The sequence below is a fragment of the Streptomyces sp. 1331.2 genome, from assembly GCF_900199205.1.
Lineage (GTDB): Bacteria > Actinomycetota > Actinomycetes > Streptomycetales > Streptomycetaceae > Kitasatospora.
This window is the reverse complement of record NZ_OBMJ01000001.1, coordinates 2,204,110-2,230,000: the sequence shown is the minus strand read 5'-3', so window position 1 is coordinate 2,230,000 and position 25,891 is coordinate 2,204,110. Positions and strand designations below refer to the sequence as shown.

Below are 25,891 nucleotides of genomic sequence, written 5' to 3'. Positions count from 1 at the left end.
GAAGTGGATGATCCTATGCTGTCGAGAAAAGCCTCTAGCGAGTTTCATGGCGGCCCGTACCCCAAACCGACTCAGGTGGTCAGGTAGAGAATACCGAGGCGTTCGGGTGAACTATGGTTAAGGAACTCGGCAAAATGCCCCCGTAACTTCGGGAGAAGGGGGGCCATTCCTGGTGACGGGCCTTGCGCCTTGAGCTGGGGGTGGCCGCAGAGACCAGCGAGAAGCGACTGTTTACTAAAAACACAGGTCCGTGCGAAGCCGTAAGGCGATGTATACGGACTGACGCCTGCCCGGTGCTGGAACGTTAAGGGGACCGGTTAGCTTGGATTCGTCCGGGCGAAGCTGAGAACTTAAGCGCCAGTAAACGGCGGTGGTAACTATAACCATCCTAAGGTAGCGAAATTCCTTGTCGGGTAAGTTCCGACCTGCACGAATGGCGTAACGACTTCTCGACTGTCTCAACCATAGGCCCGGTGAAATTGCATTACGAGTAAAGATGCTCGTTTCGCGCAGCAGGACGGAAAGACCCCGGGACCTTTACTATAGCTTGATATTGGTGTTCGGTTCGGCTTGTGTAGGATAGGTGGGAGACTTTGAAGCGGCAACGCCAGTTGTTGTGGAGTCGTCGTTGAAATACCACTCTGGTCGTGCTGGATGTCTAACCTGGGTCCGTGATCCGGATCAGGGACAGTGTCTGGTGGGTAGTTTAACTGGGGCGGTTGCCTCCTAAAGGGTAACGGAGGCGCCCAAAGGTTCCCTCAGCCTGGTTGGCAATCAGGTGTTGAGTGTAAGTGCACAAGGGAGCTTGACTGTGAGACTGACGGGTCGAGCAGGTACGAAAGTAGGGACTAGTGATCCGGCGGTGGCTTGTGGAAGCGCCGTCGCTCAACGGATAAAAGGTACCCCGGGGATAACAGGCTGATCTTCCCCAAGAGTCCATATCGACGGGATGGTTTGGCACCTCGATGTCGGCTCGTCGCATCCTGGGGCTGGAGTAGGTCCCAAGGGTTGGGCTGTTCGCCCATTAAAGCGGTACGCGAGCTGGGTTTAGAACGTCGTGAGACAGTTCGGTCCCTATCCGCTGTGCGCGTAGGAGTGTTGAGAAGGGCTGTCCCTAGTACGAGAGGACCGGGACGGACGAACCTCTGGTGTGCCAGTTGTCCTGCCAAGGGCATGGCTGGTTGGCTACGTTCGGGAGGGATAACCGCTGAAAGCATCTAAGCGGGAAGCCTGCTTCGAGATGAGCACTCCCACCTCCTTGAGAGGGTAAGGCTCCCAGTAGACGACTGGGTTGATAGGCCGGATATGGAAGCCCTGTGAGGGGTGGAGTTGACCGGTACTAATAGGCCGAGGGCTTGTCCTCAGTTGCTCGCGTCCACTGTGTTGTTCTGAAACAACGACCGCCCTGCCGGCGGGTCGAATAGTTTCATAGTGTTTCGGTGGTCATAGCGTGAGGGAAACGCCCGGTTACATTCCGAACCCGGAAGCTAAGCCTCACAGCGCCGATGGTACTGCAGGGGGGACCCTGTGGGAGAGTAGGACGCCGCCGAACAATTCTTCTGAAGAACCCCCATCCGGATCCCGGATGGGGGTTCTTCGCATTTCCGGACCCTTTTCGGGCCGCGAGCCAGGGAATCGCAGGACGCCCAGGGCGGCCGCGTGGCGCATGATCAGCGAAGACAGGTCGCTTGCTCCCACGCCTCCCACCTGTCTACGCCCGTAGCGCCCCTTCAGGGCCCTTCTGAGGCCCCTGAAGGCTGAAGGGCTGATCCGGTGTCACTCCTCGGGCCTGGAGCTGGTGATGACGGCGAAGACGGCCCCGTGCGGGTCGATCAGCTGGCCGAGGCGGCCGACGCCGTGCACGTCCATGGCCGGGATCCGCACGGTGGCGCCGAGGTTGGTGGCGATGGCGAGGGAGGCGTCGACGTTGGGGACCTCGAAGTACGGGAGCCAGTGCGAGCTGGTGCCGGCGGCGGTCTGTTCGGGGCCGAGTTGCATGATGCCGCCGTGGGCGTCGTCGGTGCCGCCGCCGGCCGGGGTGAGGACGGTGTAGAGCGAGCCTTCGAGCGGGACGTCCTGTTCCTGCCAGCCGAAGACGCTGCGGTAGAAGGACTTGGCGCGTTCGGCGTCGACGCTGTAGCACTCGGCCCAGCAGAGGCTGCCTTCCTCGTTGACCAGGTCCAGGCCGCGGGTGTCGTGCGGTTGCCAGACGGCGAACTCGGCGCCGGTGGGGTCGGTGTAGCCGGCCATTCGGCCCGCGGTGAAGACGTCGAAGGGGGTGAACCGGACCCGGCCGCCGGCCTCTTCGACCAGTTCGGTGGTGCGGTCGGCGTCGAGGGTGGCGAAGTAGAGCGTCCAGGCGGGCAGTGCGCCCTCCTCGGTGAGCGGGCCGAGGGCGGCGACCGTCCGGCCGCCGAGCTGGAAGAAGCCGTAGCCGCCGGCCTCGGGGCCCGCCGAGTCGAATGTCCAGCCGAACAGTGCGGTGTAGAAGTCGACGGAGGCCCGGGTGTCGGGGCTGCCCAGGTCGAGCCAGTCCGGGGAGCCGGGGCGGAAGGCGGTGTTGAGCATGGCACTGCTCCTCGGACGGGGCCCGGGCGGGCGCGGTCGACGGTCCCCCTCGGCTCCTCCCAGCCTGGCACCTCGGCGGGGGCGCTGCACGACAGGGTTCGCATGCGGGTTCGGGGGTCGGGCCGGGGCCGGGTCCGGGGGTGTGGGCTTGTCGGGGCCGGGCGGTACGGTGCGTAGCGGAATGATCCACCCGTACCGGTCGAAGGGGGCCCGGTGAGCAAGCAGGCGCAGGCGCAGGCGCAAGCGGGTCAACAGCCGCGCCAGCTCGCGCAGGTCGAGGGCGTGCTGGAGCGGATCACGTACGCCAACGAGGAGACCGGCTACACGGTGGCCAGGGTCGACACCGGCCGGGGCGGGAACGACCTGCTGACCGTGGTGGGTGCGCTGTTGGGTGCGCAGGTCGGGGAGTCGCTGCGGCTGCACGGCAGGTGGGGCTCGCACCCGCAGTACGGGCGGCAGTTCACGGTGGAGAACTACACGACGGTGCTGCCCGCCACCGTGCAGGGCATCCAGCGGTACCTGGGCTCGGGGCTGATCAAGGGGATCGGGCCGCGGTTCGCCGAGCGGATCGTGGAGCGCTTCGGGGTGGACACCCTGGAGGTGATCGAGAACGAGCCGGGCCGGCTGATCGAGGTGCCGGGGCTGGGGCCGAAGCGGACGAAGAAGATCGCGGCGGCCTGGGAGGAGCAGAAGGCCATCAAGGAGGTGATGGTCTTCCTGCAGGGGGTCGGGGTGTCGACCTCACTGGCTGTGCGAATCTACAAGCAGTACGGCGACGGCTCGATCGGTGTGGTGAAGAACGAGCCGTACCGGCTGGCCTCGGACGTCTGGGGCATCGGCTTCCTGACGGCGGACCGGATCGCCCAGGCGGTGGGGATCCCGCACGACAGTCCGGAGCGGGTGAAGGCCGGGTTGCAGTACGCGCTGTCGCAGAGCACCGACCAGGGGCACTGCTTCCTGCCGGAGGAGCGGCTGATCGCGGACGGCGTGAAGCTGCTGCAGGTGGACGTCGGCCTGGTGATCGACTGCCTGGCGGAGCTGGTGGCGACCGAGGGGGTGGTGCGCGAGGCGGTGCCGGGGGAGGGCGGGGAGCCGGTTACCGCGGTGTACCTGGTGCCGTTCCACCGGGCGGAGATCTCGTTGGCCAACCAGCTGACGCGGCTGCTGCGTTCGGACGCGGACCGGATGCCGTGGTTCGGGTCGGTGGACTGGCCGGTGGCGCTGGAGTGGCTGGCGAAGCGGACCGGGGCGGAGCTGGCGCCGGAGCAGGAGCAGTCGGTGCGGCTGGCGTTGACCGAGAAGGTCGCGGTACTGACGGGCGGTCCGGGCTGCGGCAAGTCGTTCACGGTGCGGTCGATCGTGACGCTGGCGCTGGCGAAGCGGGCCAAGGTGGTGCTGGCGGCGCCGACCGGCCGGGCGGCGAAGCGGCTGGCGGAGCTGACCGGGGTGGAGGCCTCGACGGTCCACCGGCTGTTGGAGCTGAAGCCGGGCGGGGACGCCGCGTACGACCGGGACCGGCCGCTGGACGCGGACCTGGTGGTGGTCGACGAGGCCTCGATGCTGGACCTGATCCTGGCGAACAAGCTGGTCAAGGCGGTGCCGATGGGCGCTCACCTGCTCTTCGTGGGGGACGTGGACCAGCTGCCCTCGGTGGGTGCGGGGGAGGTGTTGCGGGACCTGCTGGCGGAGGGCGGGCCGATCCCGTCGGTGCGGCTCACCAGGATCTTCCGGCAGGCGCAGCAGTCGGGCGTGGTGACCAACGCACACCGGATCAACGAGGGCAGGCCGCCCCTGACGGAGGGTCTGGCGGACTTCTTCCTGTTCGCGGAGGACGACGCGGAGCGGGCGGCCGGGCTGACGGTGGACGTGGTGGCGCGCCGGATCCCGCAGAAGTTCGGTTTCGATCCGCGCCGGGACGTCCAGGTGCTGGCGCCGATGCACCGGGGCCCGGCCGGCGCGGGCAACCTGAACACGCTGCTGCAGGGGGCGGTGACGCCGGCCCGGGAGGGGCTGGCCGAACGTCGTTTCGGCGGTCGCACGTTCAGGGTGGGGGACAAGGTCACGCAGATCCGCAACAACTACGACAAGGGGCGCAACGGCGTCTTCAACGGCACGGTGGGGGTGGTGACCGCCCTCAGCGTGGACGACCAGCGGTTGACGGTGCTGACCGACGAGGACGAGGAGGTGGCGTACGACTTCGACGAGCTGGACGAGCTGGCGCACGCGTACGCGGTGACGATCCACCGCTCGCAGGGCAGCGAGTACCCGGTGGTGGTGATTCCGGTCACCATGTCCGCGTGGACGATGCTCCAGCGGAACCTGCTCTACACCGCCGTGACCAGGGCACGGAAACTCGTGGTGCTGGTCGGGTCACGGAAGGCGATCGCGCAGGCCGTTCGGGCCGTCAGCGCTGGTCGGAGGCATACCGCGCTGGATCATCGACTGGCTACTGGATGATTATCCAACAGGATGGTTGCCTCTAAAGTTCTCTTGACGTGAAGAGATTTACGGCAGAGCCTAGGGTGGTGCCGATCTTGTCCGGTTCGTACCGGCTGCGGCTGCAGGTTTTGTAGGGGCGGGCCCTTTCGGGCCACCCCGGGTGCGCGACTGTCCTCCGGATGGGGGATGGTAGAGACAGTCAGGGCACCTTGGAAGAGGATTCATTTCGTCGGTGAGGAAGACGTGAGCGACAACTCGGTAGTACTGCGGTACCAGGACGGCGAGTACGAATACCCCGTCGTCGAGAGCACTGCGGGCAACGCCGGCTTCGACATCTCGAAGCTGCTCCCGCAGACCGGCCTGGTCACCCTGGACAACGGCTTCGGTAACACCGCCGCGTACAAGTCCGCGATCACCTTCGTGGACGGCGACAACGGCATCCTGCGGTACCGCGGCTACCCGATCGAGCAGCTCGCCTCGCAGGGCGGCTTCATCGAGACCGCGTACCTCCTGATCAACGGCGAGCTGCCCAACGCGGACCAGCTGGCGGAGTTCAACCGCGAGATCACCCAGCACACCCTGCTGCACGAGGACGTCAAGCGCTTCTTCCAGGGCTTCCCGCGGGACGCCCACCCGATGGCCATGCTGTCCTCGGTGGTCGGTGCGCTCTCCACGTTCTACCCGGAGAGCCACAACCCCTTCGACGCGGCCCAGCGCCACCTGTCGACCGTCCGCCTGCTCGCCAAGCTGCCGACGATCGCCGCGTACGCGTACAAGAAGGCGATGGGCCAGCCCTTCGTCTACCCGCGCAACGACCTCAGCTACGTGGAGAACTTCCTGCGGATGACCTTCGCGGTCCCCGCCGAGGACTACGAGCTCAACCCGGTCGTCGTCAACGCCCTGGACAAGCTGCTCATCCTGCACGCGGACCACGAGCAGAACTGCTCGACCTCCACGGTGCGCCTGGTCGGCTCCAGCCACGCCAACCTGTTCGCCTCGATCTCGGCCGGCATCTCGGCCCTGTGGGGCCCGCTGCACGGCGGCGCCAACCAGGCCGTGCTGGAGATGCTGGAGAGCATCCAGAAGGACGGCGGCGACGTCGACGCCTTCATCACGAAGGTGAAGAACAAGGAAGCCGGCGTCAAGCTGATGGGCTTCGGCCACCGGGTCTACAAGGCCTTCGACCCGCGCGCCGCCCAGGTCAAGCTGCTCGCGCACGAGGTCCTCGGCCAGCTCGGCAAGAGCGACGAGCTGCTGGACATCGCGCTCAAGCTGGAGGAGCACGCGCTCAAGGACGACTTCTTCGTCTCGCGCAAGCTCTACCCGAACGTGGACTTCTACACCGGCCTGATCTACCGCGCCATGGGCTTCCCGACCAGCATGTTCACCGTGCTGTTCGCCCTCGGCCGGCTGCCGGGCTGGATCGCCCACTGGCACGAGATGATCAACGACCCGACCAGCCGGATCGGCCGTCCGCGCCAGATCTACACCGGCACCGCCATCCGCGACTACGTCCCGCTCGACGGTCGCTGACCCGGCAGTGGTCCGGCAGTAGCGAAGAGGGGCCCGGCCGCCGAGCGGCCGGGCCCCATCGCGTCCCCGCGGCGGGCCCCCGGAGGGGTCCGCCGTGGGGACGGAACCGTACGACGCACGACTCCGGGGCCGGCCGCAACCGGGGACGGCCGCTCAAAGCGTCCCTGGCCCGCCAGAACCCCGGCGCCGTGCGCGAAGGCCGTCAAGGGCGACGACCGTTCCCGGGGCCCGCCGGAGCCCCGTCGGCGGCAGGCGGTGGAAGCGCAGGGGACGCGTTGCCGTTCATCGCGTTCCCACCCACCGGAAAACTGCCGCACTACCAACCTAAGACGTACCAGGGCGCGAGAAGTTACGCCCGGGGGGTGTGAGCTGCCTCTCGCCACGCTCCGTGTGCGCGTCGTACCCCGCCCATATCACACCTTCTCTCGCGCGGGACGTCACCCTCCCCGCAGTCACGGCAACCGAGCGTGATAGGAATCGTGGCATTCCGGTACGGACCGCCGCGCACTCGCAGCGCGGCGGCGGACCTGGGGAGGGAGTGCGCAGATGGCCAGGAACGTCGTCGTCACCGGCGGTGGCACGGGAATCGGGTACGAAGTCGCGCGGCGCTTCGCCGAGGCGGACGACCAGGTGGTGATCGTGGGCCGCCGACGCGCGGTCCTAGAGAAGGCCGCAGCCGACCTCGGGCCGAACGTCACCCCGCTGGTGTGCGACCTCGCCGACCCGGACGACGTCGAGTCCGCGCTGCGCGAACTGCCCGAGCGGATCGACATCCTGGTCAACAACGCCGGCAGCCGCGAGACCGTGGTCGGCGGCGGGCCGCACGCCCTGCTGGCCCGCTGGCGCGGCGACTTCGAGCGCAACGTGCTGACCGTGGTGCTGCTCACCGAGTCGGTCCGCGACCGGCTCACCCCGGGCTCCGGCCGGGTCGTCACCATCAGCTCCATCGCCGCCCTGCGCGGGGCCGGCTCGTACGGGGCGGCGAAGGCCTCGCTGCACGCCTGGAACCATTTCCTGGCCGCCCAGTTGGGCACCTCGGGCATCACCGCCAACATCGTCGCGCCGGGGACGGTCAGCGGCACCGAGTTCTTCGGGCCCCGGCTGGACGAGGCCGAGGTCGCCCGGCGGGCGGCGCGCACCCTGCTCGGCCGGATCGGCGAGACCGGGGAGGTCGCGGCGGCCGTGCACTTCCTGGCCTCGCCCGAGGCCGGGTTCATCACCGGCGAGATCCTGCACTGCAACGGCGGCGAGCTGCTGGGGCGTTGACGCGCGGCGAAGGCTCCGGACCGGGTGTCGGTCCGGAGCCTTCGTGCTGTCGGGGGCCGGGCGGGTCAGGCGGGGCGGAAGCGGCGCAGCCGGAGGCTGTTGGTGACCACGAAGACCGAGGAGAAGGCCATCGCGGCCCCCGCGATCATCGGGTTCAGCAGCCCGGCGGCGGCCAGCGGGATCGCCGCCACGTTGTAGCCGAAGGCCCAGCACAGGTTGCCCTTGATGGTGCCGAGGGTGCGGCGGGAGAGCCGGATCGCGTCGGCGGCGGAGCGCAGGTCGCCGCGGACCAGGGTGAGGTCGCCGGCCTCGATCGCGGCGTCGGTGCCGGTGCCCATCGCCAGACCGAGGTCGGCCTGGGCGAGCGCGGCCGCGTCGTTGACGCCGTCACCGACCATCGCCACCACCCGGCCCTCGGCCTGCAGCCGCCTGACCGTCCCGACCTTGTCCTCGGGCAGCACCTCGGCGATCACGTCCCGGGCCGGGATGCCGACCTCGGCCGCCACGGCCTCCGCGACCAGCCGGTTGTCACCGGTCAGCAGCACCGGGCGCAGGCCGAGCGCGCGGAGCCGGGTGACCGCCTCGGCGCTGGTCGGCTTGACCGCGTCGGCCACCTCCAGGACGGCCCGCGCCTCGCCGTCCCAGCCGACCGCGACCGCGGTGCGGCCGGCCGCCTCGGCGGCGGCCTTGGCGCGGGCCAGGGAGGGCGGCAGGTGCAGCGCCCGGTCGGCGAGCAGGGCCTCGTGCCCGGCGACGACCGTGCGGCCCGCCACGCGGCCCTCCACGCCCCGGCCGGGGACCGCGCGGAAGCCCTCGACCTTCGGCAGCTCGCCGGTGGGCTCGGCGGCGAGCGCGGCCGCGGCGATGGCGGCGGCGATCGGGTGCTCGGAGGCGTGCTCCAGGGCGCCGGCCAGGCGCAGCACCTCAGCCTCGGTGGTGGCGCCGGTGGTGTGGACGGCGAGCAGGGTCATCCGGCCGGTGGTGACGGTGCCGGTCTTGTCCAGGACGATGGTGTCCACGGTGCGGGTGGACTCCAGCACCTCCGGGCCCTTGATCAGGATGCCCAGTTGGGCGCCGCGGCCGGTGCCGACCATGAGGGCGGTCGGGGTGGCCAGGCCCAGGGCGCACGGGCAGGCGATGATCAGGACGGCCACGGCGGCGGTGAAGGCCCCGGTCGGGCTGTCGGTGACCAGCAGCCAGCCGACCAGGGTGGCCAGGGCGATCAGGATGACCACGGGGACGAAGACGGCGGAGATCCGGTCGGCGAGGCGCTGGGCGGCGGCCTTGCCGTTCTGCGCCGCCTCGACCAGCTTGGCCATCCGGGCGAGTTGGGTGTCGGCGCCGACCCGGGTGGCCTCGACCACCAGGCGCCCGCCGGCGTTGACGGTGGCGCCGGTGACGGTGTCGCCGACGGTGACCTCGGCCGGGACGGACTCGCCGGTGAGCATGGAGGCGTCCACGGCGGAGCTGCCCTCGACCACCAGGCCGTCGGTGGCGATCTTCTCGCCGGGGCGGACCACGAAGCGCATGCCGACGGCCAGCCCCTCCACCGGCAGGCGCACCTCGCGGCCGTCCTGGAGCACCGCGACCTCCTTCGCCCCGAGGTCGAGCAGGGCGTGCAGGGCGGCGCCGGCCCGGCGCTTGGAGCGGGCCTCCAGGAAGCGGCCGAGCAGGATCAGCACGGTGACGGCCGCGGCGGTCTCCAGGTAGAGCGTGGCGGAGGCGTCGGTGTCGCCGATGGTGAGGGAGACCTCGTGGCGCATCCCGGGCATGCCGGCGTGGCCCCAGAACAGTGCCCAGAACGACCAGCCGAAGGCGGCCAGGGTGCCCAGCGAGACCAGGGTGTCCATGGTGGCGGCGCCGTGCCTGAGGTTGGTCCAGGCGGCGCGGTGGAACGGCAGGCCGCCGTACGCCACGACCGGGCCGGTGAGGGCGAAGGCCAGCCACTGCCAGTTGGTGAACTGCAGGGCCGGGACCATCGACAGCAGCACCACCGGGACGCTGAGGACGGCGCTGATCAGCAGCCGGTCCAGGAGCGGGTCGGCGGCGGGCTGCTCGGGCGCGGTGGTGGCGGCGTCGGTGCGGCCGGACGGTGCGGGGGCGGCGGGCGCGGGGGGCGGCGGGAGCTCGGCGGTGTAGCCGGTGCGTTCGACCGTGGCGATCAGGTCCTCGACCGTGGTCCCGGGGCCGAAGTCGACCCGGGCCTTCTCGGTGGCGAAGTTGACGGTGGCCTCGACGCCGTCCATCCGGTTGAGCTTCTTCTCGATCCGGGCCGCGCAGGAGGCGCAGGTCATCCCGCCGATCGACAGCTCGACCCGGTCCCGGGCCTCGACGTCGGGGGCGGACGTGCTCATGCGGATCAGCTCCTCGGTGGGGGCGGACGGCGGGGCCGCTGGTCCGGCCCCACCGCTCGACGGGTTCAGGCGCTGCGGCCGACCAGCTCGTAGCCGGCCTCGTCGACGGCGGCGCGGACCTGCTCGTCGTCCAACGGTGCGGCGGAGGAGACCGTCACGGTCCCGGCCTTGGAGTCGGCGGCGACCTCGGTGACGCCGGTGAGGGCGGAGAGCTCCTCGCTGATCGCCTTCTCGCAGTGGCCGCAGCTCATGCCGGACACGGTGTAGGTGATGGTGCTGGACATCGGGGCCTCCGGGAGGTCTGGTGCGGGTGCGTGCGCTGGTTCCTGCACGGATCCGTGCGCTGTTCCTACGGTGATTCCTATGATGAGAACACCATACCCCTCTGGGGTATTCCAGGAAGGTCCCAGGAAGGGGTGGGGGAGGTGCAACGCATCGTAGGCGACACGGCGGGTGGGTGACGGCGCAGATCGTCCCTTATGTTCGATATGTGTTCTCGTTCCGCCGCGCCCAGTCACCCTCGGCTCCCACGGCAGCCGGACTGTCACCGGGCCGGCAGCGCGGCGCCCTGCTCGCCGCCGACCTCCAGGACATCCCGTTCTGGCGGCGGGCCACCCCCGCCCTGCTCGCCGTCCTGCTGGTCGGGCTCGCGGACCTCCTCTCCGGCAAGGACCGCTACCTCGCGCCGCTGATGACCGTCGTGCCGACCATCGCGGCCCTGACCCTGCGCCCCCGCGAACTGCTCTCGGTCTGCGCGCTCGGGCTGATCGCCGTCTTCGGACTCAGCCACTACGACGAGGTCGACAACATCAACGACGCGCGCTTCCTCTACGGCGCGATGGTCAGCTACCTGGTCGTGACCCTGTTCTCGGCCTGGGTCGCCAAACTCCGGATGCGCCGCGCGGCCGCCTTCGCGGCCGTCAGCTCCGTCGCCGAGGCCGCCCAACGGGCCCTGCTGCGGCTGCCCGGGCCGGCCGTCGGGCCGCTGCGGCTCGCCGTCCGGTACGTGTCGGCGGCCGACGCCTCGCACATCGGCGGGGACCTGTACTCCGTCCTGGAGACGCCGCACGGGACCCGCGTCGCGGTCGGGGACGTCCGCGGCAAGGGGCTCGCCGCCGTGCAGACCGCGGCCGTGGTGCTGGGCGCGTTCCGCGAAGCCGCGTACGACGAGTCCGGGCTGCGGGGCGTCGCGGCGCGGATCGAGGCCAGCGTCGAACGGCACGTGCCGGACGGGGAGTTCACCACTGCGCTGTTCGCGGAGTTCCGGACACCGGGGGTGATGGAACTGCTGCAGTACGGGCACGTGCCGCCGATCAGGGTCGACGGCGAAGGGCGGGCGCACGTCCTGGACGCGCCCGACCCGTGGGTGCCGCTGGGCCTCGGCCGGCTGGCCACCGGGGAGCCGACCACCTGGGGGCAGCCGTTCGGGCCGGAGGACGTGCTGGTGCTCTGCACGGACGGGGTGATCGAGGCGCGGCACCGCGAGAGCGGGGAGTTCTACCCGTTGGCGGAGCGGGTGGGGCCGCTGGTGCGGGGCGCTGCGCGCTCGGCGGGGGATCTGGAGGCGGCGGTGGGGCGGGTGTACGCGGACCTGCTGGCGCACACGGGTGGGGAGCTGCGGGACGACGCGTTGTTGTTGCTGATCACGCGGACGGACGAGTGAGGTTCCGCCGCGCGGGGCTGGGGTGGGGTCGGGCTCTCGGGGGATGGGTGCCGGGTCAGGAGGCGGTGGTGTCGGCGAGGGTGCGGAAGAGGAGGGCGGTGGAGGTGGCGCCGGGGTCCTGGTGGCCGATGCTGCGTTCGCCGAGGTAGGAGGCACGGCCCTTGCGGGCCTGGAGGGGGACGGTGTCGCGGGCGCCCTGGTCGGCTGCGTCGGCGGCTGCGGCGGCGGCCTCGGGGAGGGTGGCGCCGGCGGCGGCCGCGGCGCGGAAGGCGGCGACGGCCGGGGTCCAGGCGTCCACGATGGTCTTGTCGCCGGGTTCGGCCTTGCCGAGGAGGCGGACGGCGTCGAGCCCGGCCGCGAGGGCTTCGGCGAGGGCGGCCGGGGCGGCGGGCTCGGGCAGGGCGGTGCCGATGGCGCGGAAGGCCTTGCCGTAGAGCGGGCCGGAGGCGCCGCCGACCTTGGAGATGAGGGTGGTGCCGGTCTTGGTGAGGACGGCGCCGGGCCCGGCCGGATCGAGGCCGTCGAGGGCGGTGAGGACGGCCGTGAAGCCGCGGTGGAGGTTGCTGCCGTGGTCGCCGTCGCCGATCGCGGAGTCCAGCTCGGTGAGCCGGGCCTGCTCCTTCTCGACGGCCGCGGCGATCGCGCGGACCCAGGCCTCGGCCAGCGGGGTGTCGAAGTCCATCGCGAATCCTCCTCAGGCCCGCTTGAGGGCGGGGGTGTCGACGGGGGCGTCCCAGAGTTCCAGCAGCTGGGTGTCGGCCTTGGTGAGGGTGAGCGAGAAGCCCGCCATGTCGAGGCTGGTGACGTAGTTGCCGACCAGGCTGCGGGCCACCGTGATGCCGCGCTCGGCGAGCCGGGCGGCGACCTCGCCGTAGACGACGTACAGCTCCAGCAGCGGGGTCGCGCCCAGGCCGTTGAGCAGGGCGATCACCTCGTCGCCCGGGGTCAGGTGGTGGTCGGTCAGGATGGTCTCGACCACCTCGGCGGCCAGCTCGCGGGCCGGGCGGAGCTTCTCGCGGCGGCGGCCGGGCTCGCCGTGGATGCCGACGCCGACCTCGATCTCGTCCTCGGGCAGGTCGAAGCCGGGCTTGCCGGCGGCCGGGACGGTGGCGGGCGAGAGCGCGATGGCGAAGGAGCGGGAGGCGGCGTTGACCCGCTCGCCCAGGGCAGCCACCTCGTCCAGCGGGGCGCCGCGCTCGGCCAGCGCGCCGGCGGTCTTCTCCACCAGGACGGTCGCGCCGGTGCCGCGGCGGCCGGCCGTCCAGGTGGAGTCCTCGACCGCGACGTCGTCGTTGACCAGGACGGTGCGGACCTCCAGGCCCTCCTCGGCGGCGAGTTCGGCGGCGAGCTCGAAGTTCATCACGTCGCCGGTGTAGTTCTTCACGACGAAGACGACCCCGGCGCCGCTCTCCACGGCCTTGGCGGCGGCCAGCATCTGGTCCGGGACGGGGGAGGTGAACACCTCTCCGGGGCAGGCGGCGTCGAGCATCCCGGGGCCGACGAAGCCGCCGTGCAGCGGCTCGTGGCCGGAGCCGCCGCCGGAGATCAGCGCGACCTTGGGCCCGGCCGGGCGGACGGCCCGGGTGATCACCCGGTTCGGGATGTCCACCGTCAGCTCGGGGTGGGCGGCGGCGACTCCGGCCAGGGCGTCCTCCAGGACGCTCTCCGGGGTGTTGATCAGCTTCTTCAACGCTCTTCGCTCCCTTGGTGGCCTTGGTGGGCTTGCTGAGGACGCTACGGCGGCGGACGCCGGCGGGGACTGTCGCGCGGGACGGGCTCCGGACCCGACGCTACGCCAGACGGGGGGGCCGGGCACGGGGTACGACACGCGGGATCCCGGTCACTCGCCCGGAGTAGTGGGAGCGGGCCGTAGGGTCGCGGGCATGAGCGGAAACGTGGGCATTGTTCTGGTCTCGCACAGCGCCCGGCTCGCGGAGGGGCTGCGCGAGCTGCTGGGCGAACTCGCCTCGGACGGTGTGCGGGTGGTGGTCGCGGGCGGTACGGAGGACGGCGGGCTCGGCACCAGCTACGAGCTGATCGCGGGGGCGATCGCGCAGGCGGAGGGCGGGGCGGGCGTGGTCGTGCTGCCGGACCTCGGCAGCTCGGTGCTCACCGCCGTCACGGTGCTGGAGGACGAGCCGCGGCCGGGCGTGCGGCTGGTGGACGCGCCGTTCGTGGAGGGCGCGGTGGCCGCGGCCGTCACCGCCTCGACCGGGGCGGGGCTGGCCGAGGTGGTCGCGGCGGCCGAGGAGGCGCGGGGCTTCCGGAAGCTGTAGGGCCCGCCTCGGAAGGGCCCCGCTTCGGAAGGGCCCGCCTCGGAAGGGCTCACTTGGCGTCCGCGTAGCAGTCCACCACCGCCGTGCTGAGCGGGAAGCGCACCGGGGTGTCGCCGAACACCAGCCGGCGGGCCTCGTCGGCGGCCGCGTCGGCGGCGGCGGCGACCTCGTCGGCGAGGTTGGCCGGGGTGTGCACGATCACCTCGTCGTGCTGGAAGAACACCAGGTGGGGGCGGTCCGCCGGGCCGGTTGCGGGCAGCTCGTTCAGCCGTCGGCGCAGCGCCGCGAGCAGGGCGAGGGCCCAGTCGGCGGCGCTGGCCTGGATGACGAAGTTGCGGGTGAAGCGGCCGCGGGCGCGGGCCGTGCGCCCGCCGGACTCGCCCGCCGTGTCGGCCTCGGTGAGGTCGAGGAAGTCGGCGGAGGCGGGCGGGCAGACCCGGCCGAGCCGGGAGGCGACCACGCCGCCGTCCTCGCCGGTGCGGGCGGCGGCCTCGACGTAGCCCATCGCGGCCGGGTAGCGGCGGCGCAGGGTGTTCAGCAGCGGGCCGATGTCGCCGCCGGTCTGCCCGTACATGGCGCCGAGCAGGCCGAGCTTGGCCTTGTCCCGGTCGCCCTGGAAGGCGGTGGCGGCCAGCGCCTCGTACAGGTCGCCGCCGGCTGCGCTGCGGGCCAGCCCGGCGTCCCCGGAGAGTGCGGCGAGCACCCGGGGCTCCAGTTGGGCGGCGTCGGCGACCACCAGCAGCCAGCCCGGGTCGGCGACCACGGCCCGGCGCAGGATGCGCGGGATCTGCAGGGCGCCGCCGCCGCGGCTGGCCCAGCGGCCGGAGACCACGCCGCCGACCACGTACTCGGGCCGGAAGCGGCCGCCGCGGGCCCAGGCGTCCTGCCAGGCCCAGCCGTGCGCGACGTGGATCCGGGAGAGCTCCTTGTAGCGGACCAGCAGCCGGGCGGCCGGGTGGTCGATGCCCTTGAGCTCCCAGGAGCGGGTGGAGCCGAGCTGGATGCCCGCCTCGGCGAAGGCGCGCAGCACCTGGGTGTGCGAGTCGGGGTTGAACGGCTTGCCGCCGAGGGCCTGTTGGAGTTCGTGGGCGAGGTCGGCGAGCAGCCTGGGCTGGGTGCCGGGGACGGTCGGGCGGGGGCCGAGCAGATCCGTCAGCAGCCGGTCGTGGACGTCGGAGCGCCAGGGCAGGCCGTCGTGCGCGATCTCGGCGGCCACCAGGGCGCCGGCCGACTCGGCGGCGACCAGCAACCGGAACCGCTGCCGGGCGGCCGGGTCGGCGATGGCCGCGATCCGGCGCTGCTGCTCGGCGTGGACGGCGACCACGGCGGCCAACGGGTCGGCGCCGGGCGGAAGTTGCATCCGGTCGGGGGCGAAGAGGGTGTCCTGGCCGTCGTCGGCGTCGGCGAGGCCGGGCTCGGGCAGGTCCTCGGGGACGGGCAGGCCGCGCAGCCGGGACCAGGCGGCGCCGAGCGAGCGGGGCGCGCCGAACCGGCCCTCGTGCGCCAGCAGCAGGGCCTCGACCAGCCGCAGGTCGTGGCAGCGGGCGAGCCGGTCGGGGAGCCGCGGCAGCAGCGGGGCGTAGCCGGAGTCGGCGGCGGCCCAGACCCAGCGGGTCTGCTCGGCGGCCTCCCGGGCGGCGACGGCGGCGGCGAGGTCGCGGACGGCCTCGGGCGGGCCGAGGGGCACGCCCGCGTCGTCCAGCGCCTGGAGCCGGCCGCCGGGGCCGTGCGGGTCGGGCACGAGGGCCGTTCTGGGGGCCACGGGGGCTGCTCCTCTCCGGCGCGCGGTCGGGCGTGCGGCTACGGGCGCGGGCGTGTGGACACGGGTGTGCGGGTCTAGGGGTACGGGTGCGGGTGTTCGGTCTGCGGGTGCGGGCGTGCGGGGCGACATTCGTCCGGGTCGACGTTAACGGGTGGGTACGACAACGGGAGGAGGGGCACATGGGCAGGGCGGGTGACACCGCGTAGGGTCGGCGGAATGACCGAGAACCCGTTCTTCCGGCCCAGCACGCTGGAATACGAACTGCCGCCCTTCGCCGAGATCCGTGAGGAGCACTACCTGCCCGCGTACCGGCGCGGGATGGCCGAGCAGTTGGCCGAGATCGCGGCGATCACGGCCACCGGGTCCGCGCCGACCTTCGAGAACACCCTGGTGGCGCTGGAGCGTTCCGGGGAGCTGCTGCGCCGGGTGGACGTGGTGTTCCGCAACCAGGTCTCCTCCGACACCACCGACGCGCTGGACGCCGTGGACGCCGAGGTGAGCCCGCTGCTCGCCGCCCACCACGACGCGATCCACCTGGACCGCGCGCTGTTCGCCCGGATCGAGGAGCTGTACGGGCGTCGCGACGAGCTGGGCCTGGACCCGGAGTCGCTGCGGCTGCTGGAGCGCTGGTACACCGGCTTCGAGCGTTCCGGAGCCCGGCTGGGCGAGGCCGAGCAGGCCCGGCTGCGCGAGCTGAACGCCGAACTCGCCGCGCTCGGCACGACCTTCCAGCAGAACGTCAACGCCGCCACCCGGGCCGCCGCGCTGGTCCTGGACTCCGCGGCCGAGCTGGCCGGGCTGGACGAGGGTGCGATCGCCGGCGCCGCGGAGAACGCGCGGGTGCTCGGCCACGAGGGCAAGTACGTGCTGAGCCTGAAGAACACCTCCGGCCAGCCCGAACTGGCCCAGCTCGCCGACCGGTCGGTGCGTGAGCGGCTGCTGGCGGCCTCGCTCGGCCGGGGCGTCGAGACGAACGGCCCGCTGGCGATCCGGATGGCCGCGCTGCGCGCCGAGCGGGCCGGGCTGCTGGGGCACCCGAGCCACGCCGCGTACGTGGTGGCGGACGAGACGGCCGGCACCGTCGAGGCCGTCTCCGGCCTGCTGTCCCGGCTGGTCGGGCCGGCCGTGGCCAACGCCCGCCGGGAGGCCGCCGAACTGGCCAAGGCGGCGGCCGAGGACGGCATCGAGGAGATCGCCGCGCACGACTGGGCGTACTACTCGGAGAAGGTCCGGCAGAGCTCGTTCCAGGTCGACGCGGCGGCGCTGCGCCCGTACTTCGAGCTGGAGCGCGTGCTGCGCGACGGTGTGTTCTTCGCGGCGGAGCTGGCGTACGGGCTGCGCTTCACCGAGCGGCCGGACCTGACGGCCCACCACCCGGACGCGCGGGTCTTCGAGGTGTTCGAGGCGGACGGCACCCCGCTGGGCCTGTTCATCGGCGACTTCCACGCCCGGGCGTCCAAGCGCGGCGGCGCCTGGATGGACTCGCTGGTCGCGCAGTCCGGGCTGACCGGGCAGCGGCCCGTGGTGCTGAACACCCTCAACATCCCGCTGCCGGCGTCCGGCGAGCCGGCACTGATGTCCTGGGACGAGGTGCGCACGCTCTTCCACGAGTTCGGGCACGCGCTGCACGGGCTGTTCTCGGACGTGCGCTACCCGCGGTTCTCGGGCACCTCGGTGCCGCGGGACTTCGTCGAGTTCCCCTCGCAGGTCAACGAGATGTGGATGGTCCGCCCGGAGGTGCTGGCCAACTACGCCCGCCACCACGAGACCGGGGAGCCGCTGCCGGCCGAGCTGGTCGAGCGGATGACGGCGGCCGAGGGCTTCGGGCAGGGCTTCCGGACGGTGGAGTACCTGGCGGCCACGCTACTGGACTGGGCCTGGCACACCGTGCCGCAGGGCGAGGAGGTCGCGGACGCCGAGGAGTTCGAGGCGCGGGCGCTCGCCGCGGCGGGGATCGCGGTGGACGCGGTGCCGCCGCGCTACCGGACGGCGTACTTCCAGCACATCTTCGCCAGCGGCTACAGCGCGGCGTACTACGCCTACATCTGGTCGGAGGTGCTGGACGCCGACACCGTGCAGTGGTTCGAGGGCAACGGGCGCACGGTGCGGGAGAGCGGCGAGACGTTCCGGCGCGAGCTGCTGGCGCGCGGGTTCAGCCGGGACCCGCTGGAGTCCTTCCGCGCGGTGGTCGGCCGGGCGCCGGAGACCGGGCCGCTGCTGGCCCGCCGGGGGCTCGTCTGATCAGTTCGGTTCGAGTCGTTCCGGTTCCGGGTCATTCCGGTCGGAGCGTGATCGTCACCGGGGTGCCCGGACGGGCGTGCGGGAGCCGGATCCGTACGGTTCCCGCGCGTCCGTCCGCGGGCTGCTCGACCTCGACGCGGGCGTCGGCGGGCGAGACGGTGACCCGGGCGCCGCGCGGAAACGCGGACGGCGGCAGGAGGAGTTCGCTGCTGTGCCCGGTGCCGTCGGCGCTCCAGCGGACGGTGCCGCCCGCGGTGCCGCCTTCGGTGCCGGTCTCGGTACGGACGTCGGTGCCGGCGACGGCGGCCGGGTACGGGCCGAAGGCGGGCTCGTCGCCGGGGGCGGGCCGCCCGGCCGGGTCGAGCGCGCAGTAGCCGCCGGTGCCCCGGCACCAGTACCACATCGTCCAGCCCTCGGCGAAGCCGTCCATCGCGGCGACCTGCCGGGAGACCAGTTGACGGTTGCCCGGCGTACGGGAGTTCGGCGGGCCCCACTCACCGACCAGGACCGGCAGGCGGTGGGCGGCCGGGTAGCCGGTGATCGCGGCGGTGTACTGCTCGACGAAGCCTGCCGCCGGATCCCAGTCGGCGCCGTTCTCGACCGCTGTGTCGTAGAAGTGCGGCGCGTAGCCGAGCCGGGGTGCGCCGGGGCGCGGGTCGGTGAAGCCGGGCAGCCGGGTGGGCACGCCCTGGCCGACCAGGACCGTCGGCTCCACGAACAGCCAGGCACGGGAGTCGACTCGGCGCACCGCGGTGATCAGCCGGCCGTACATGTCGGCGAGCCGGCCCTGTTCCAGGGCGGCGGAGGCGGCGGCCAGGACGGCCGGGTCGCTCGGGTCGCCGTCCACCGGGCCGAACGGCTCGTTGAACAGGTCGTAGCCCAACAGCGAGCGGTGGCCGCGTAGTTCGCGGGCGAGCCGGGTGTAGAAGTCGGCCTGCCAGGCGCGCAGGTCGGGGTCGTCGTAGAGGTGGCGGAAGGCGGCCTGGACGGCGGGCTGGAAGTAGCCGGCGAACCAGTCGTCCGGGTCCGGGGTGAAGGGCAGGCCGTCGTCCCGGGTGGCCCAGACCGGGATGCCGTTGGTGCCGCCGCCGAACTTCGGCCCGTAGACGTCCTGGTGGAAGTCGACCAGGACGAGCAGGCCCAAGCGGTCGGCCCGGTCGAGGAGTTGGTGCAGGCGGCGCAGTTCGGTCCGGTCGAGGCGGCCGCGGGTGGGCTCCAGCCTGGTCCAGGAGACCGGCAGCCGGACGAGGGTGAAGCCCTGCTCGGCGATCGCGTCGAGGTCGGCCGCGGTGGCCTCGGCGTACTTGTCGAGGTTGAAGCCGCGCAGTCGGAGCTGCCGCCCCTGGGCGTCGGTGAGTGAGGTTCGGCCGTCCGCGGCGGTGGCCGTTCCGGTGGGGAAGCGGTCCTGGTACCCGCCGTGGGCCGGGGCCGCGGTCGGGCTCGCGGGCTGGGCCGCGGCCGGTTGCGGGGCCGGGGCCGGGGTCGGGGCGCCGTGGGCCGGTCCGGTGGTCAGGGCGGCGGTGGCGGCGAGCAGCAGGGCGACGGCGGTGCGGCGCAGGCGCATCGGGGACCTCGCACGGCGGGGTGGGTGGGGGCCCGATGATGCCCGGCTCGCCCTCGGCGGCACAAGGGTCGTGCGCACCAGAGTCGTGTGCACAAAGGTCGTGCACGGCAAGGGAGTTCCGGTGAGTTCAGTCCGCTGCCGGGGCCGTGGGCTCGGTGGGGGCGGTCGGCAGGACGGCGGTCGGCAGGTCGGCGGCGGCGGCCAGCCGGCCCCAGAGCAGGTCGGCCAGGGCCTGCACCATCCGGGTGCGCGAGCAGGGCCTGGACTCCAGCCACCAGTCCCCGGCGGCCAGCACCATGCCGGTGATGCCCCGGCCCCAGGCCTCGGCGAGCAGGTCGCGGTCGGCGCCGAGGTCGATCTGGCTCTGGACGGCGCGGGTGATCTCCTCGGCGATCTGCCGCAGGGCGGGGGCGAGTGCGTTGCCGGCGCCGCTCGGGTCGCCCGGCTCGGGGTGGGTGAGCAGTCGGTAGACCTGGGGGCGGGCCTCGATCCCGGCGAGGTAGGTGTCCAGCACGTGCTCGACCCGGTCGCGGCGCTCCAGCGGTTCGGCGAGGGCGGCCCGGACAGCGGTCAGCAGGCCGCTGGTGTGGCGTTCGGTCAGGGCTCTGATCAGGCCGTTCCGGTCGCCGAAGTGCCGGTAGAGGATCGGCTTGGTGATGCCGGCCTCGGCGGCGATGGCGTTCATGCTGGCACTCGGCCCCTCGCGCTGGATGACCCGGTCGGCGGCGTTGAGCAGCTGCTCGCGGCGGGGCTCTCGGGACATGCGCTGCTCCTCGGATTCGGGGGTGGATCTGGGGGGTCGTCACCGGTCAGGGCCGTTGACACCGGTTACCAATCAGTAGCAGACTCCGTCGATGTTACCGGAGGTAACACCCTGGTCGGCCGCACACGTCTTCGGAGGCAAGCACCATGAGCAGCACGTTCTCGCTGGACCCGGGCGCGGACCAGCTCGCCGTACGCGACTGGCTGCACGGCTTCGCCGCCGACGTCATGCGCCCCGCCGCCGCCGAGTGGGACGAGCGCGAGGAGACCCCCTGGCCGGTCATCCAGGAGGCCGCCAAGCTGGGCATCTACTCGCTGGACTTCTACGCCCAGCAGTACTTCGACCCCTCCGGCGTCGGCATCCCGATCGCCATGGAGGAGCTGTTCTGGGGCGACGCCGGCATCGGGCTGTCCATCGTCGGCACCACGCTGGCCGCCGTCGCGGTGCTGGCCAACGGCACCGACGAGCAGATCGGCACCTGGACCCCGCAGATGTTCGGCACCCCGGACGACGTCAAGGTGGCCGCGTTCTGCTCCTCCGAGCCGGACGCCGGCTCCGACGTCTCCGCGCTGCGCACCCGGGCCGTGTACGACGAGGCCAAGGACGAGTGGGTGCTCAACGGCACCAAGACCTGGGCCACCAACGGCGGGATCGCCGCCGTCCACGTCGTGGTCGCCACCGTCGACCCGGCGCTCGGGGCGAAGGGGCAGGCCTCCTTCGTCGTCCCGCCGGGCACGCCCGGGCTGAGCCAGGGCCAGAAGTTCAAGAAGCACGGCATCCGGGCCTCGCACACCGCCGAGGTCGTGCTGGACGGCGTCCGGGTGCCCGGCAGCTGCCTGCTCGGCGGCAAGGAGAAGCTGGACGAGCGGCTGGCCCGGGCCCGCGAGGGCGTCAAGCGCCCGGGCGGCAAGGGCAACGCGGCGATGGCCACCTTCGAGGCCTCCCGCCCGGCCGTCGGCGCGCAGGCCATCGGCATCGCCCGGGCCGCGTACGAGGTGGCGCTGGATTACGCCGGAACCAGGGAGCAGTTCGGCCGCCCGATCATCGACAACCAGGGCGTGGCCTTCCAGCTCGCCGACATGAAGACCCGGATCGACGCGGCCCGGCTGCTGGTGTGGCGGGCGTCCTGGATGGCGGCCAACAACCAGCCGTTCACCGCCGCCGAGGGCTCGATGTCCAAGCTGTACGCGGGCGAGACGGCCAAGTACGTGACGGCGCAGGCGATGCAGATCCTCGGCGGCAACGGCTTCACCCGGGAGTACCCGGTGGAGCGGATGCACCGGGACAGTGCGATCTACACGATCTTCGAGGGGACCAGCGAGATCCAGCGGCTGGTGATCGCCCGGGCGATCTCGGGGATACCGATCCGCTAGACGCTGGTGGCCCGCCCTAGCGGGCGCCCCAGAAGGTGAGCCCGGCGGTGAGTGCGCCCACCGCCGTGCCGACGACCGTCTGGGCGACGGTGTGGTCCCGCAGCACCACGCGGGACCAGCCGACCACCGGGACCAGCGGGGAGAGCAGCAGCCAGAGCGGGCCGAGCGCGATGGCCAGGCAGACCACCGCGCCGGCGGTCACGGCGGTGTGCACGGAGACCTTCCACCAGGCGGTGATCACCAGGATCGGGATCAGCGAGGCGAACATCGCCAGGACCAGGGCGGTCAGGTCGGCGGGGGCGTCCAGCCGGATCATCACCGCGAAGCTGAGCAGCACCGAGCCCATGATGAACGGCAGGACGGTCAGCCGGCGCTGCCGGTGGCCGACGTGGCGGTCCGCCACGGTGCCCCTGCGGATGCCGCGCCGGATGAACAGGGTCGGGATGACGGCCGCGAAAAGGATCGCGAACAGTGCCCAGCCGACGCCGGGCAGGCCGTAGCGCAGGCCGCCCAGCAGCGGGAGCAGGGCGATGATCACGTTCTTCGGCTCGACGCCGTCGGTGATGCGGCGGGCCCAGACCGTTCGGGCGGTGGGGGCGGCCCCGCCTTCGGTCGTGGCCTCGGTCATGGCCTCGGGCGTGGCCTCGGTCGTCATCGGGGTGGTCGCTCCGGGGTCGTGAGGGGCTGGACGGCGGCCGGATGATCGTACGGGTGTCGCCGCCGTGCACGGACCCCGGCCGCGCTTCCCGGCCACCTGCTCCGGTCCGGGATCAAACCGGTCCCGGTTCAGAACCGGGCCGGCCGGCCCTCCAGGAACGCGGCCAGGCCCTCGTGGACGTCCGGGGCCTGCCGGGAGCGGCGCTCCCAGGGGGCCAGCGCCTCGGCGGCCTGCTCGGGCGGGACGGCCAGGGCGGCCTTGACCGCACCGATGGTCTGCGGCGAGCGGAGGGTCAGCAGGCGGGCGAAGTCCAGTGCGGCGGCGTCCAGTTCGGCGTCCGGCAGGACGCGTTCGGCGAGGCCCAGCGGCAGCGCGTCCCGGCCCGGCACCAACTCGCCGGAGAACAGCAGGTACTTGGCGCGCGCCGCGCCGACCAGCCGGGCCAGCCGCAGGGTCGGCACCGCCGGGTAGACCACCCCCAGCTTGGCCGGGGTGATGCCCAGCCGGGCGTCCTCGGCGACGAAGCGCAGGTCGCAGGCGACGGCCAGTTGGCAGCCGCCGCCCACGCAGGCGCCGTGCACCACCGCGATCGTCGGGTGCGGGAAGGCCGCCAGCGCCTCCTCGGCGACGACGTTGATCGCGTGGTAGGCGTCCGCGCGTTCCGGAGCGCCGTACATCTCGGCGAGTTCGCCGATGTCCGCGCCCGCGCTGAAGGTGTTGCCGGCGCCGGTGAGCAGCAGGGCGCGGATGCCGTCCTGGGCGGCGAGCTGCTCCAGCACGGCGGGGATGGCCTGCCAGATCGCCAGGGTCACCGCGTTGCGGCGGTGCGGGCGGGCCAACTCCAGCACCGCGACGCCGTCCTCGCCGACGTACGCATGGAGGCCCTCGACCCGGGTGGGCAGGTCTGAGCGGTCCTGCGTGAGCAGCGGCTGGTCGTCCATGCGCACCTCCGGTGGGTCGTGGTGCGCCCACTCTCTCAGGCGGTGGCGGCGCAGTAGTCCCCGAGGCCCCGTTCGACCAGGGCGAACGCGCGCCGGGTCGCGCCGAGGGCGTCCGGCAGGATGTCCGCGGCGCGTTCGCCGGCCAGCATCCGACGCTGGTTCTCGCCGGCCAGGGTCAGCTGGGCGGCCACCAGTTGGGCGGCGGCGACCCTGGCGGTGAGCTCGTCGTGGGCCGGGTCCTGGGCGAGCAGTTCGGCGGCCAGCAGGGTCTGCGTCTTGCGGTCGAAGCCGGCGGTGGCGCGAATCGCCAGGGCCGGGGTCTGGTGGATCACCCGGACCACATTGAGGACGACCGGGTCGTCGCTCAGGCCGGTGGAGGGGTCGAACCGTTCGAGCGCGGCCAGGTAGTGCTCGCGCAGCGCCACCACCGCAGAGGTGCCCGGGGCGCGCTCGCGCACCACCCGGGCCGGCTCGTCGAGGTGCTGCTCCAGCGGGGCCATGACCAGGTCTTCCTTGGTGGGGAAGTAGTTGAAGACGGTCATCTTGGACACCTCGGCGGCTGCCGCGATCTCGGCGACCGAGACCTGGTCGAACCCCCGCTCGGCGAAGAGTCCGATGGCGGTGTGCCAGATCCGCATGCCGGTCTGGATCTTCTTGCGCTCGCGCAGCGGGAGCGCGCCGAGGTCGCGGTCGGCGGCGAGGTCGAGGGCGGGGTGTGTCGCCATGGGGAGACTGTACCAGGATCAAAGGTGGACTCGGCTGAATGATTGGTCAGAGCGAATAATTGGCTTGGGCGAAGAATTGACCAGGTATAAAAATGCTGCCATGGTGGTGCCGAGCCCGCCGGATCACCCCGGTCGGGCCGAACTCCACTGACTCCGGGGGGACTTTCCGATGGCATCCGATGCCCTGGCCGAACCGGCTCCGACCGCACCGACCCTGATGACACCGGCCCGGCGAAGGCTGGGCATGATGCTCTGCCTGGTCACGATCGTGCTGGCCGTGCTCGACATGAACATCGTGTCGGCGGCCACCGTGCCGATCGTCCGCGACCTCGACCCCGTCCACGGCGTCGACCGGCTGCCCTGGCTGGTCAGTGCGTTCGCCCTGGCCGCCACCGCGCTGCTGCCGCTGTACGGCAAGCTCTGCGACGTCCACGGCGCCAAGCGCGTGTTGCTCGGGGCCGTCGGCACCTTCCTGGTCGGCTCCGCGCTGTGCGGGGCGGCCCAGACCATGGGCCAGCTGATCGCCTTCCGGGCCGTCCAGGGCATCGGGGGCGGCGGCCTGATGAGCGTCACCATGGTGGTCATCGCCCAGTTGAAGGAGCCGGAGGAACGCGGCGGCGGCAAGGGCGGGGCGATGGGCGGGATCGTCGCGGGCCTCGGCATGGCGATCGGCCCGCTGATCGGCGCGCTGTTCACCGACCACCTGAGCTGGCGCTGGATCTTCTACGTCAACCTTCCGCTCGGCCTCGTCGTCCTGGCCGGCGTCGCCCTGGTGGTCAAGCTGCCGTCGGCGGCCGGGCGTCGGAGACTGGACTTCCCCGGCGCCGCCCTGGCGGCCGCCTTCGCCACCGGGCTCCTGCTGGTCACCGAGTGGGGCGGCAAGGACTACGGCTGGGCCTCCCCGGTGATCCTCGGGCTCGGCGCCGCCACCCTGGCCGTGCTCGCCCTCTTCCTGTGGCGCCAGAGCACCGCCGCCGAGCCGGTGCTGCCGCTGTCGCTGTTCCGGATCCGGGTGGTGCGCCTCGGCTTCGCGATCCAGGGCCTGGTCGGGATGGGCATGACCGGCTCGATCATGTTCGTGATGCTCTACTTGCAGATCGCCCGCGGGGTCGCACCGACCGCGGCCAGCCTGTACCTGATCCCGATGGCCGCCGGGATGACGGCCGTCGGCCTGCTGACCGGCCGGCTGGTCTCCCGCGGCCACTCGTCGCGCACGTTCCTGGTGACCGGCGCGGGCTGCTCGGCGCTCGCCCTGGCCCTGCTCGCCCTCAGCGGGCCGGCCACCGGCCTCTGGACGGTCTGCCTCGAACTCGCCCTGCTGGGCGGCGGGCTGGGCCAGCTGATCGGCCAGCTGATCGCCGAGGTGCAGCAGGCCGCCCCGGCCCACCAGCTCGGTGTGGCGACCACCGGGGTGCGCTTCTTCCAGACCCTCGGCAGCGCGCTCGGCGCGGCGCTGTTCGGCACCGTGCTGGCCCGGGTGTTCGAGGCGGGGGAGTCCGGCCGGACGCTCGACGCGGTCAGGACGCTCACCGGCGCGGCCCGCGAGCACGCGCTGGGCAGCTTCACGGACGCCGTGGACGTGGTGTTCCTGTCGGCGGGCGGGGTGATGGCGGTGGTGCTGGTGCTCGCGCTGCGGCTGCGGGCGGCCGGGGCGCCGGTGGCGGTGGCCGGATCGGCGGAGGAACGCTCCGAGCAGGAGAAGCCGGTGCTGGCGGCCTGAGCGGGCCGGGACGACCGGTACGGCGCGGGGCCCGGTGGACCACAG

At 72.3% G+C, this 25,891-nt stretch carries 19 protein-coding genes and 2 rRNA genes (1 of these 21 cut by a window edge); 10 read left to right on the top strand and 11 right to left on the bottom strand.

Annotated elements, in window-relative coordinates:
* Positions 1 to 1,363 (top strand): 23S ribosomal RNA (locus CRP52_RS09370); it begins 1,757 nt to the left of the window's first position.
* Positions 1,364 to 1,435: 72 nt separating this feature from the next.
* Positions 1,436 to 1,552, top strand: a 5S ribosomal RNA gene (gene rrf, locus CRP52_RS09365).
* Between the two features lie 224 nt (positions 1,553 to 1,776).
* On the opposite strand, the gene CRP52_RS09360 is transcribed toward rrf, so the two are convergent.
* A complete protein-coding gene (locus tag CRP52_RS09360; RefSeq protein WP_097235977.1) occupies positions 1,777 to 2,568 on the bottom strand; it encodes a VOC family protein in 792 nt (263 codons plus the stop codon).
* 213 nt (positions 2,569 to 2,781) lie between these two features.
* Between CRP52_RS09360 and recD2 the strand changes: the two genes are divergently transcribed.
* From recD2 to CRP52_RS09345, 3 genes are all read left to right on the top strand, one after another.
* The gene (gene recD2 / locus CRP52_RS09355; protein ID WP_097235976.1) at positions 2,782 to 5,025 is read left to right on the top strand and encodes an SF1B family DNA helicase RecD2; all 2,244 of its coding nucleotides are present in this window, start codon (positions 2,782 to 2,784) and stop codon (positions 5,023 to 5,025) included.
* Positions 5,026 to 5,250: 225 nt separating this feature from the next.
* Complete coding sequence (locus tag CRP52_RS09350) at positions 5,251 to 6,540, top strand: citrate synthase (protein WP_097235975.1); 1,290 nt, start codon at positions 5,251 to 5,253, stop codon at positions 6,538 to 6,540.
* 546 nt (positions 6,541 to 7,086) lie between these two features.
* Entirely contained in the window at positions 7,087 to 7,806 is a 720-nt protein-coding gene (locus CRP52_RS09345) for an SDR family NAD(P)-dependent oxidoreductase (RefSeq protein WP_097235974.1), read from the top strand.
* A gap of 65 nt (positions 7,807 to 7,871) precedes the next feature.
* Here the strand turns inward: CRP52_RS09345 and CRP52_RS09340 are convergent, their stop codons facing one another.
* Both CRP52_RS09340 and CRP52_RS09335 read right to left on the bottom strand, forming a co-directional pair.
* Positions 7,872 to 10,160 (bottom strand): heavy metal translocating P-type ATPase, encoded by a 2,289-nt coding sequence (locus CRP52_RS09340; RefSeq protein ID WP_097235973.1) that lies wholly within the window; start codon positions 10,158 to 10,160, stop codon positions 7,872 to 7,874.
* 65 nt (positions 10,161 to 10,225) lie between these two features.
* The gene (locus tag CRP52_RS09335) at positions 10,226 to 10,444 is read right to left on the bottom strand and encodes a heavy-metal-associated domain-containing protein (RefSeq protein WP_097235972.1); all 219 of its coding nucleotides are present in this window, start codon (positions 10,442 to 10,444) and stop codon (positions 10,226 to 10,228) included.
* 206 nt (positions 10,445 to 10,650) lie between these two features.
* Here CRP52_RS09335 and CRP52_RS09330 point away from each other — a divergent pair, with 206 nt between their 5' ends.
* Positions 10,651 to 11,823: a PP2C family protein-serine/threonine phosphatase gene (locus CRP52_RS09330; protein ID WP_257032382.1), complete on the top strand. Its 1,173-nt coding sequence runs from the start codon at positions 10,651 to 10,653 to the stop codon at positions 11,821 to 11,823.
* A gap of 55 nt (positions 11,824 to 11,878) precedes the next feature.
* Here the strand turns inward: CRP52_RS09330 and dhaL are convergent, their stop codons facing one another.
* Both dhaL and dhaK read right to left on the bottom strand, forming a co-directional pair.
* A complete protein-coding gene (gene dhaL / locus CRP52_RS09325) occupies positions 11,879 to 12,505 on the bottom strand; it encodes a dihydroxyacetone kinase subunit DhaL (RefSeq protein ID WP_097235971.1) in 627 nt (208 codons plus the stop codon).
* A gap of 12 nt (positions 12,506 to 12,517) precedes the next feature.
* On the bottom strand, positions 12,518 to 13,513 hold the full coding sequence (gene dhaK, locus CRP52_RS09320; RefSeq protein WP_097235970.1) for a dihydroxyacetone kinase subunit DhaK: 996 nt from the start codon (positions 13,511 to 13,513) through the stop codon (positions 12,518 to 12,520).
* A gap of 193 nt (positions 13,514 to 13,706) precedes the next feature.
* Between dhaK and dhaM the strand changes: the two genes are divergently transcribed.
* Complete coding sequence (gene dhaM, locus CRP52_RS09315) at positions 13,707 to 14,099, top strand: dihydroxyacetone kinase phosphoryl donor subunit DhaM (protein ID WP_097235969.1); 393 nt, start codon at positions 13,707 to 13,709, stop codon at positions 14,097 to 14,099.
* A gap of 49 nt (positions 14,100 to 14,148) precedes the next feature.
* On the opposite strand, the gene CRP52_RS09310 is transcribed toward dhaM, so the two are convergent.
* Positions 14,149 to 15,861: a bifunctional 3'-5' exonuclease/DNA polymerase gene (locus CRP52_RS09310; protein ID WP_257032381.1), complete on the bottom strand. Its 1,713-nt coding sequence runs from the start codon at positions 15,859 to 15,861 to the stop codon at positions 14,149 to 14,151.
* Between the two features lie 216 nt (positions 15,862 to 16,077).
* On the opposite strand from CRP52_RS09310, the gene CRP52_RS09305 reads away from it, so the two are divergent.
* Positions 16,078 to 18,102, top strand: coding sequence for a M3 family metallopeptidase (locus CRP52_RS09305; protein WP_097235967.1), 2,025 nt, complete (start codon positions 16,078 to 16,080; stop codon positions 18,100 to 18,102).
* 31 nt (positions 18,103 to 18,133) lie between these two features.
* Here the strand turns inward: CRP52_RS09305 and CRP52_RS09300 are convergent, their stop codons facing one another.
* Both CRP52_RS09300 and CRP52_RS09295 read right to left on the bottom strand, forming a co-directional pair.
* Positions 18,134 to 19,666, bottom strand: coding sequence for a cellulase family glycosylhydrolase (locus tag CRP52_RS09300; RefSeq protein WP_097235966.1), 1,533 nt, complete (start codon positions 19,664 to 19,666; stop codon positions 18,134 to 18,136).
* A 127-nt stretch (positions 19,667 to 19,793) separates the two neighbouring features.
* Positions 19,794 to 20,429: a TetR family transcriptional regulator gene (locus CRP52_RS09295; protein ID WP_097235965.1), complete on the bottom strand. Its 636-nt coding sequence runs from the start codon at positions 20,427 to 20,429 to the stop codon at positions 19,794 to 19,796.
* Between the two features lie 146 nt (positions 20,430 to 20,575).
* Between CRP52_RS09295 and CRP52_RS09290 the strand changes: the two genes are divergently transcribed.
* Positions 20,576 to 21,802, top strand: coding sequence for an acyl-CoA dehydrogenase family protein (locus CRP52_RS09290; protein ID WP_097235964.1), 1,227 nt, complete (start codon positions 20,576 to 20,578; stop codon positions 21,800 to 21,802).
* 16 nt (positions 21,803 to 21,818) lie between these two features.
* Here CRP52_RS09290 and CRP52_RS09285 read toward each other — a convergent pair whose 3' ends face one another.
* The 3 genes from CRP52_RS09285 to CRP52_RS09275 form a co-directional block, all read right to left on the bottom strand.
* Entirely contained in the window at positions 21,819 to 22,457 is a 639-nt protein-coding gene (locus tag CRP52_RS09285) for a hypothetical protein (RefSeq protein WP_257032380.1), read from the bottom strand.
* Positions 22,458 to 22,588: 131 nt separating this feature from the next.
* Positions 22,589 to 23,401, bottom strand: coding sequence for an enoyl-CoA hydratase/isomerase family protein (locus CRP52_RS09280; RefSeq protein WP_097235963.1), 813 nt, complete (start codon positions 23,399 to 23,401; stop codon positions 22,589 to 22,591).
* 35 nt (positions 23,402 to 23,436) lie between these two features.
* The gene (locus CRP52_RS09275) at positions 23,437 to 24,126 is read right to left on the bottom strand and encodes a TetR family transcriptional regulator (RefSeq protein WP_097235962.1); all 690 of its coding nucleotides are present in this window, start codon (positions 24,124 to 24,126) and stop codon (positions 23,437 to 23,439) included.
* A 169-nt stretch (positions 24,127 to 24,295) separates the two neighbouring features.
* Here CRP52_RS09275 and CRP52_RS09270 point away from each other — a divergent pair, with 169 nt between their 5' ends.
* A complete protein-coding gene (locus tag CRP52_RS09270) occupies positions 24,296 to 25,846 on the top strand; it encodes an MFS transporter (protein ID WP_373560471.1) in 1,551 nt (516 codons plus the stop codon).
* Positions 25,847 to 25,891 lie beyond the last annotated feature (45 nt).

Bases quoted from the DNA above. Each gene is read 5' to 3' on its own strand.
- CRP52_RS09340 (WP_097235973.1), bottom strand. From the start codon at position 10,160: ATGAGCACGTCCGCCCCCGACGTCGAGGCCCGGGACCGGGTCGAGCTG.
- CRP52_RS09275 (WP_097235962.1), bottom strand. From the start codon at position 24,126: ATGGCGACACACCCCGCCCTCGACCTCGCCGCCGACCGCGACCTCGGC.
- CRP52_RS09305 (WP_097235967.1), top strand. From the start codon at position 16,078: ATGACCGAGAACCCGTTCTTCCGGCCCAGCACGCTGGAATACGAACTG.
- CRP52_RS09345 (WP_097235974.1), top strand. From the start codon at position 7,087: ATGGCCAGGAACGTCGTCGTCACCGGCGGTGGCACGGGAATCGGGTAC.
- CRP52_RS09280 (WP_097235963.1), bottom strand. From the start codon at position 23,401: ATGGACGACCAGCCGCTGCTCACGCAGGACCGCTCAGACCTGCCCACC.
- CRP52_RS09335 (WP_097235972.1), bottom strand. From the start codon at position 10,444: ATGTCCAGCACCATCACCTACACCGTGTCCGGCATGAGCTGCGGCCAC.
- CRP52_RS09290 (WP_097235964.1), top strand. From the start codon at position 20,576: ATGAGCAGCACGTTCTCGCTGGACCCGGGCGCGGACCAGCTCGCCGTA.
- CRP52_RS09285 (WP_257032380.1), bottom strand. From the start codon at position 22,457: ATGACGACCGAGGCCACGCCCGAGGCCATGACCGAGGCCACGACCGAA.
- dhaM (WP_097235969.1), top strand. From the start codon at position 13,707: ATGAGCGGAAACGTGGGCATTGTTCTGGTCTCGCACAGCGCCCGGCTC.
- dhaL (WP_097235971.1), bottom strand. From the start codon at position 12,505: ATGGACTTCGACACCCCGCTGGCCGAGGCCTGGGTCCGCGCGATCGCC.
- CRP52_RS09360 (WP_097235977.1), bottom strand. From the start codon at position 2,568: ATGCTCAACACCGCCTTCCGCCCCGGCTCCCCGGACTGGCTCGACCTG.
- CRP52_RS09270 (WP_373560471.1), top strand. From the start codon at position 24,296: ATGGCATCCGATGCCCTGGCCGAACCGGCTCCGACCGCACCGACCCTG.
- CRP52_RS09300 (WP_097235966.1), bottom strand. From the start codon at position 19,666: ATGCGCCTGCGCCGCACCGCCGTCGCCCTGCTGCTCGCCGCCACCGCC.
- CRP52_RS09295 (WP_097235965.1), bottom strand. From the start codon at position 20,429: ATGTCCCGAGAGCCCCGCCGCGAGCAGCTGCTCAACGCCGCCGACCGG.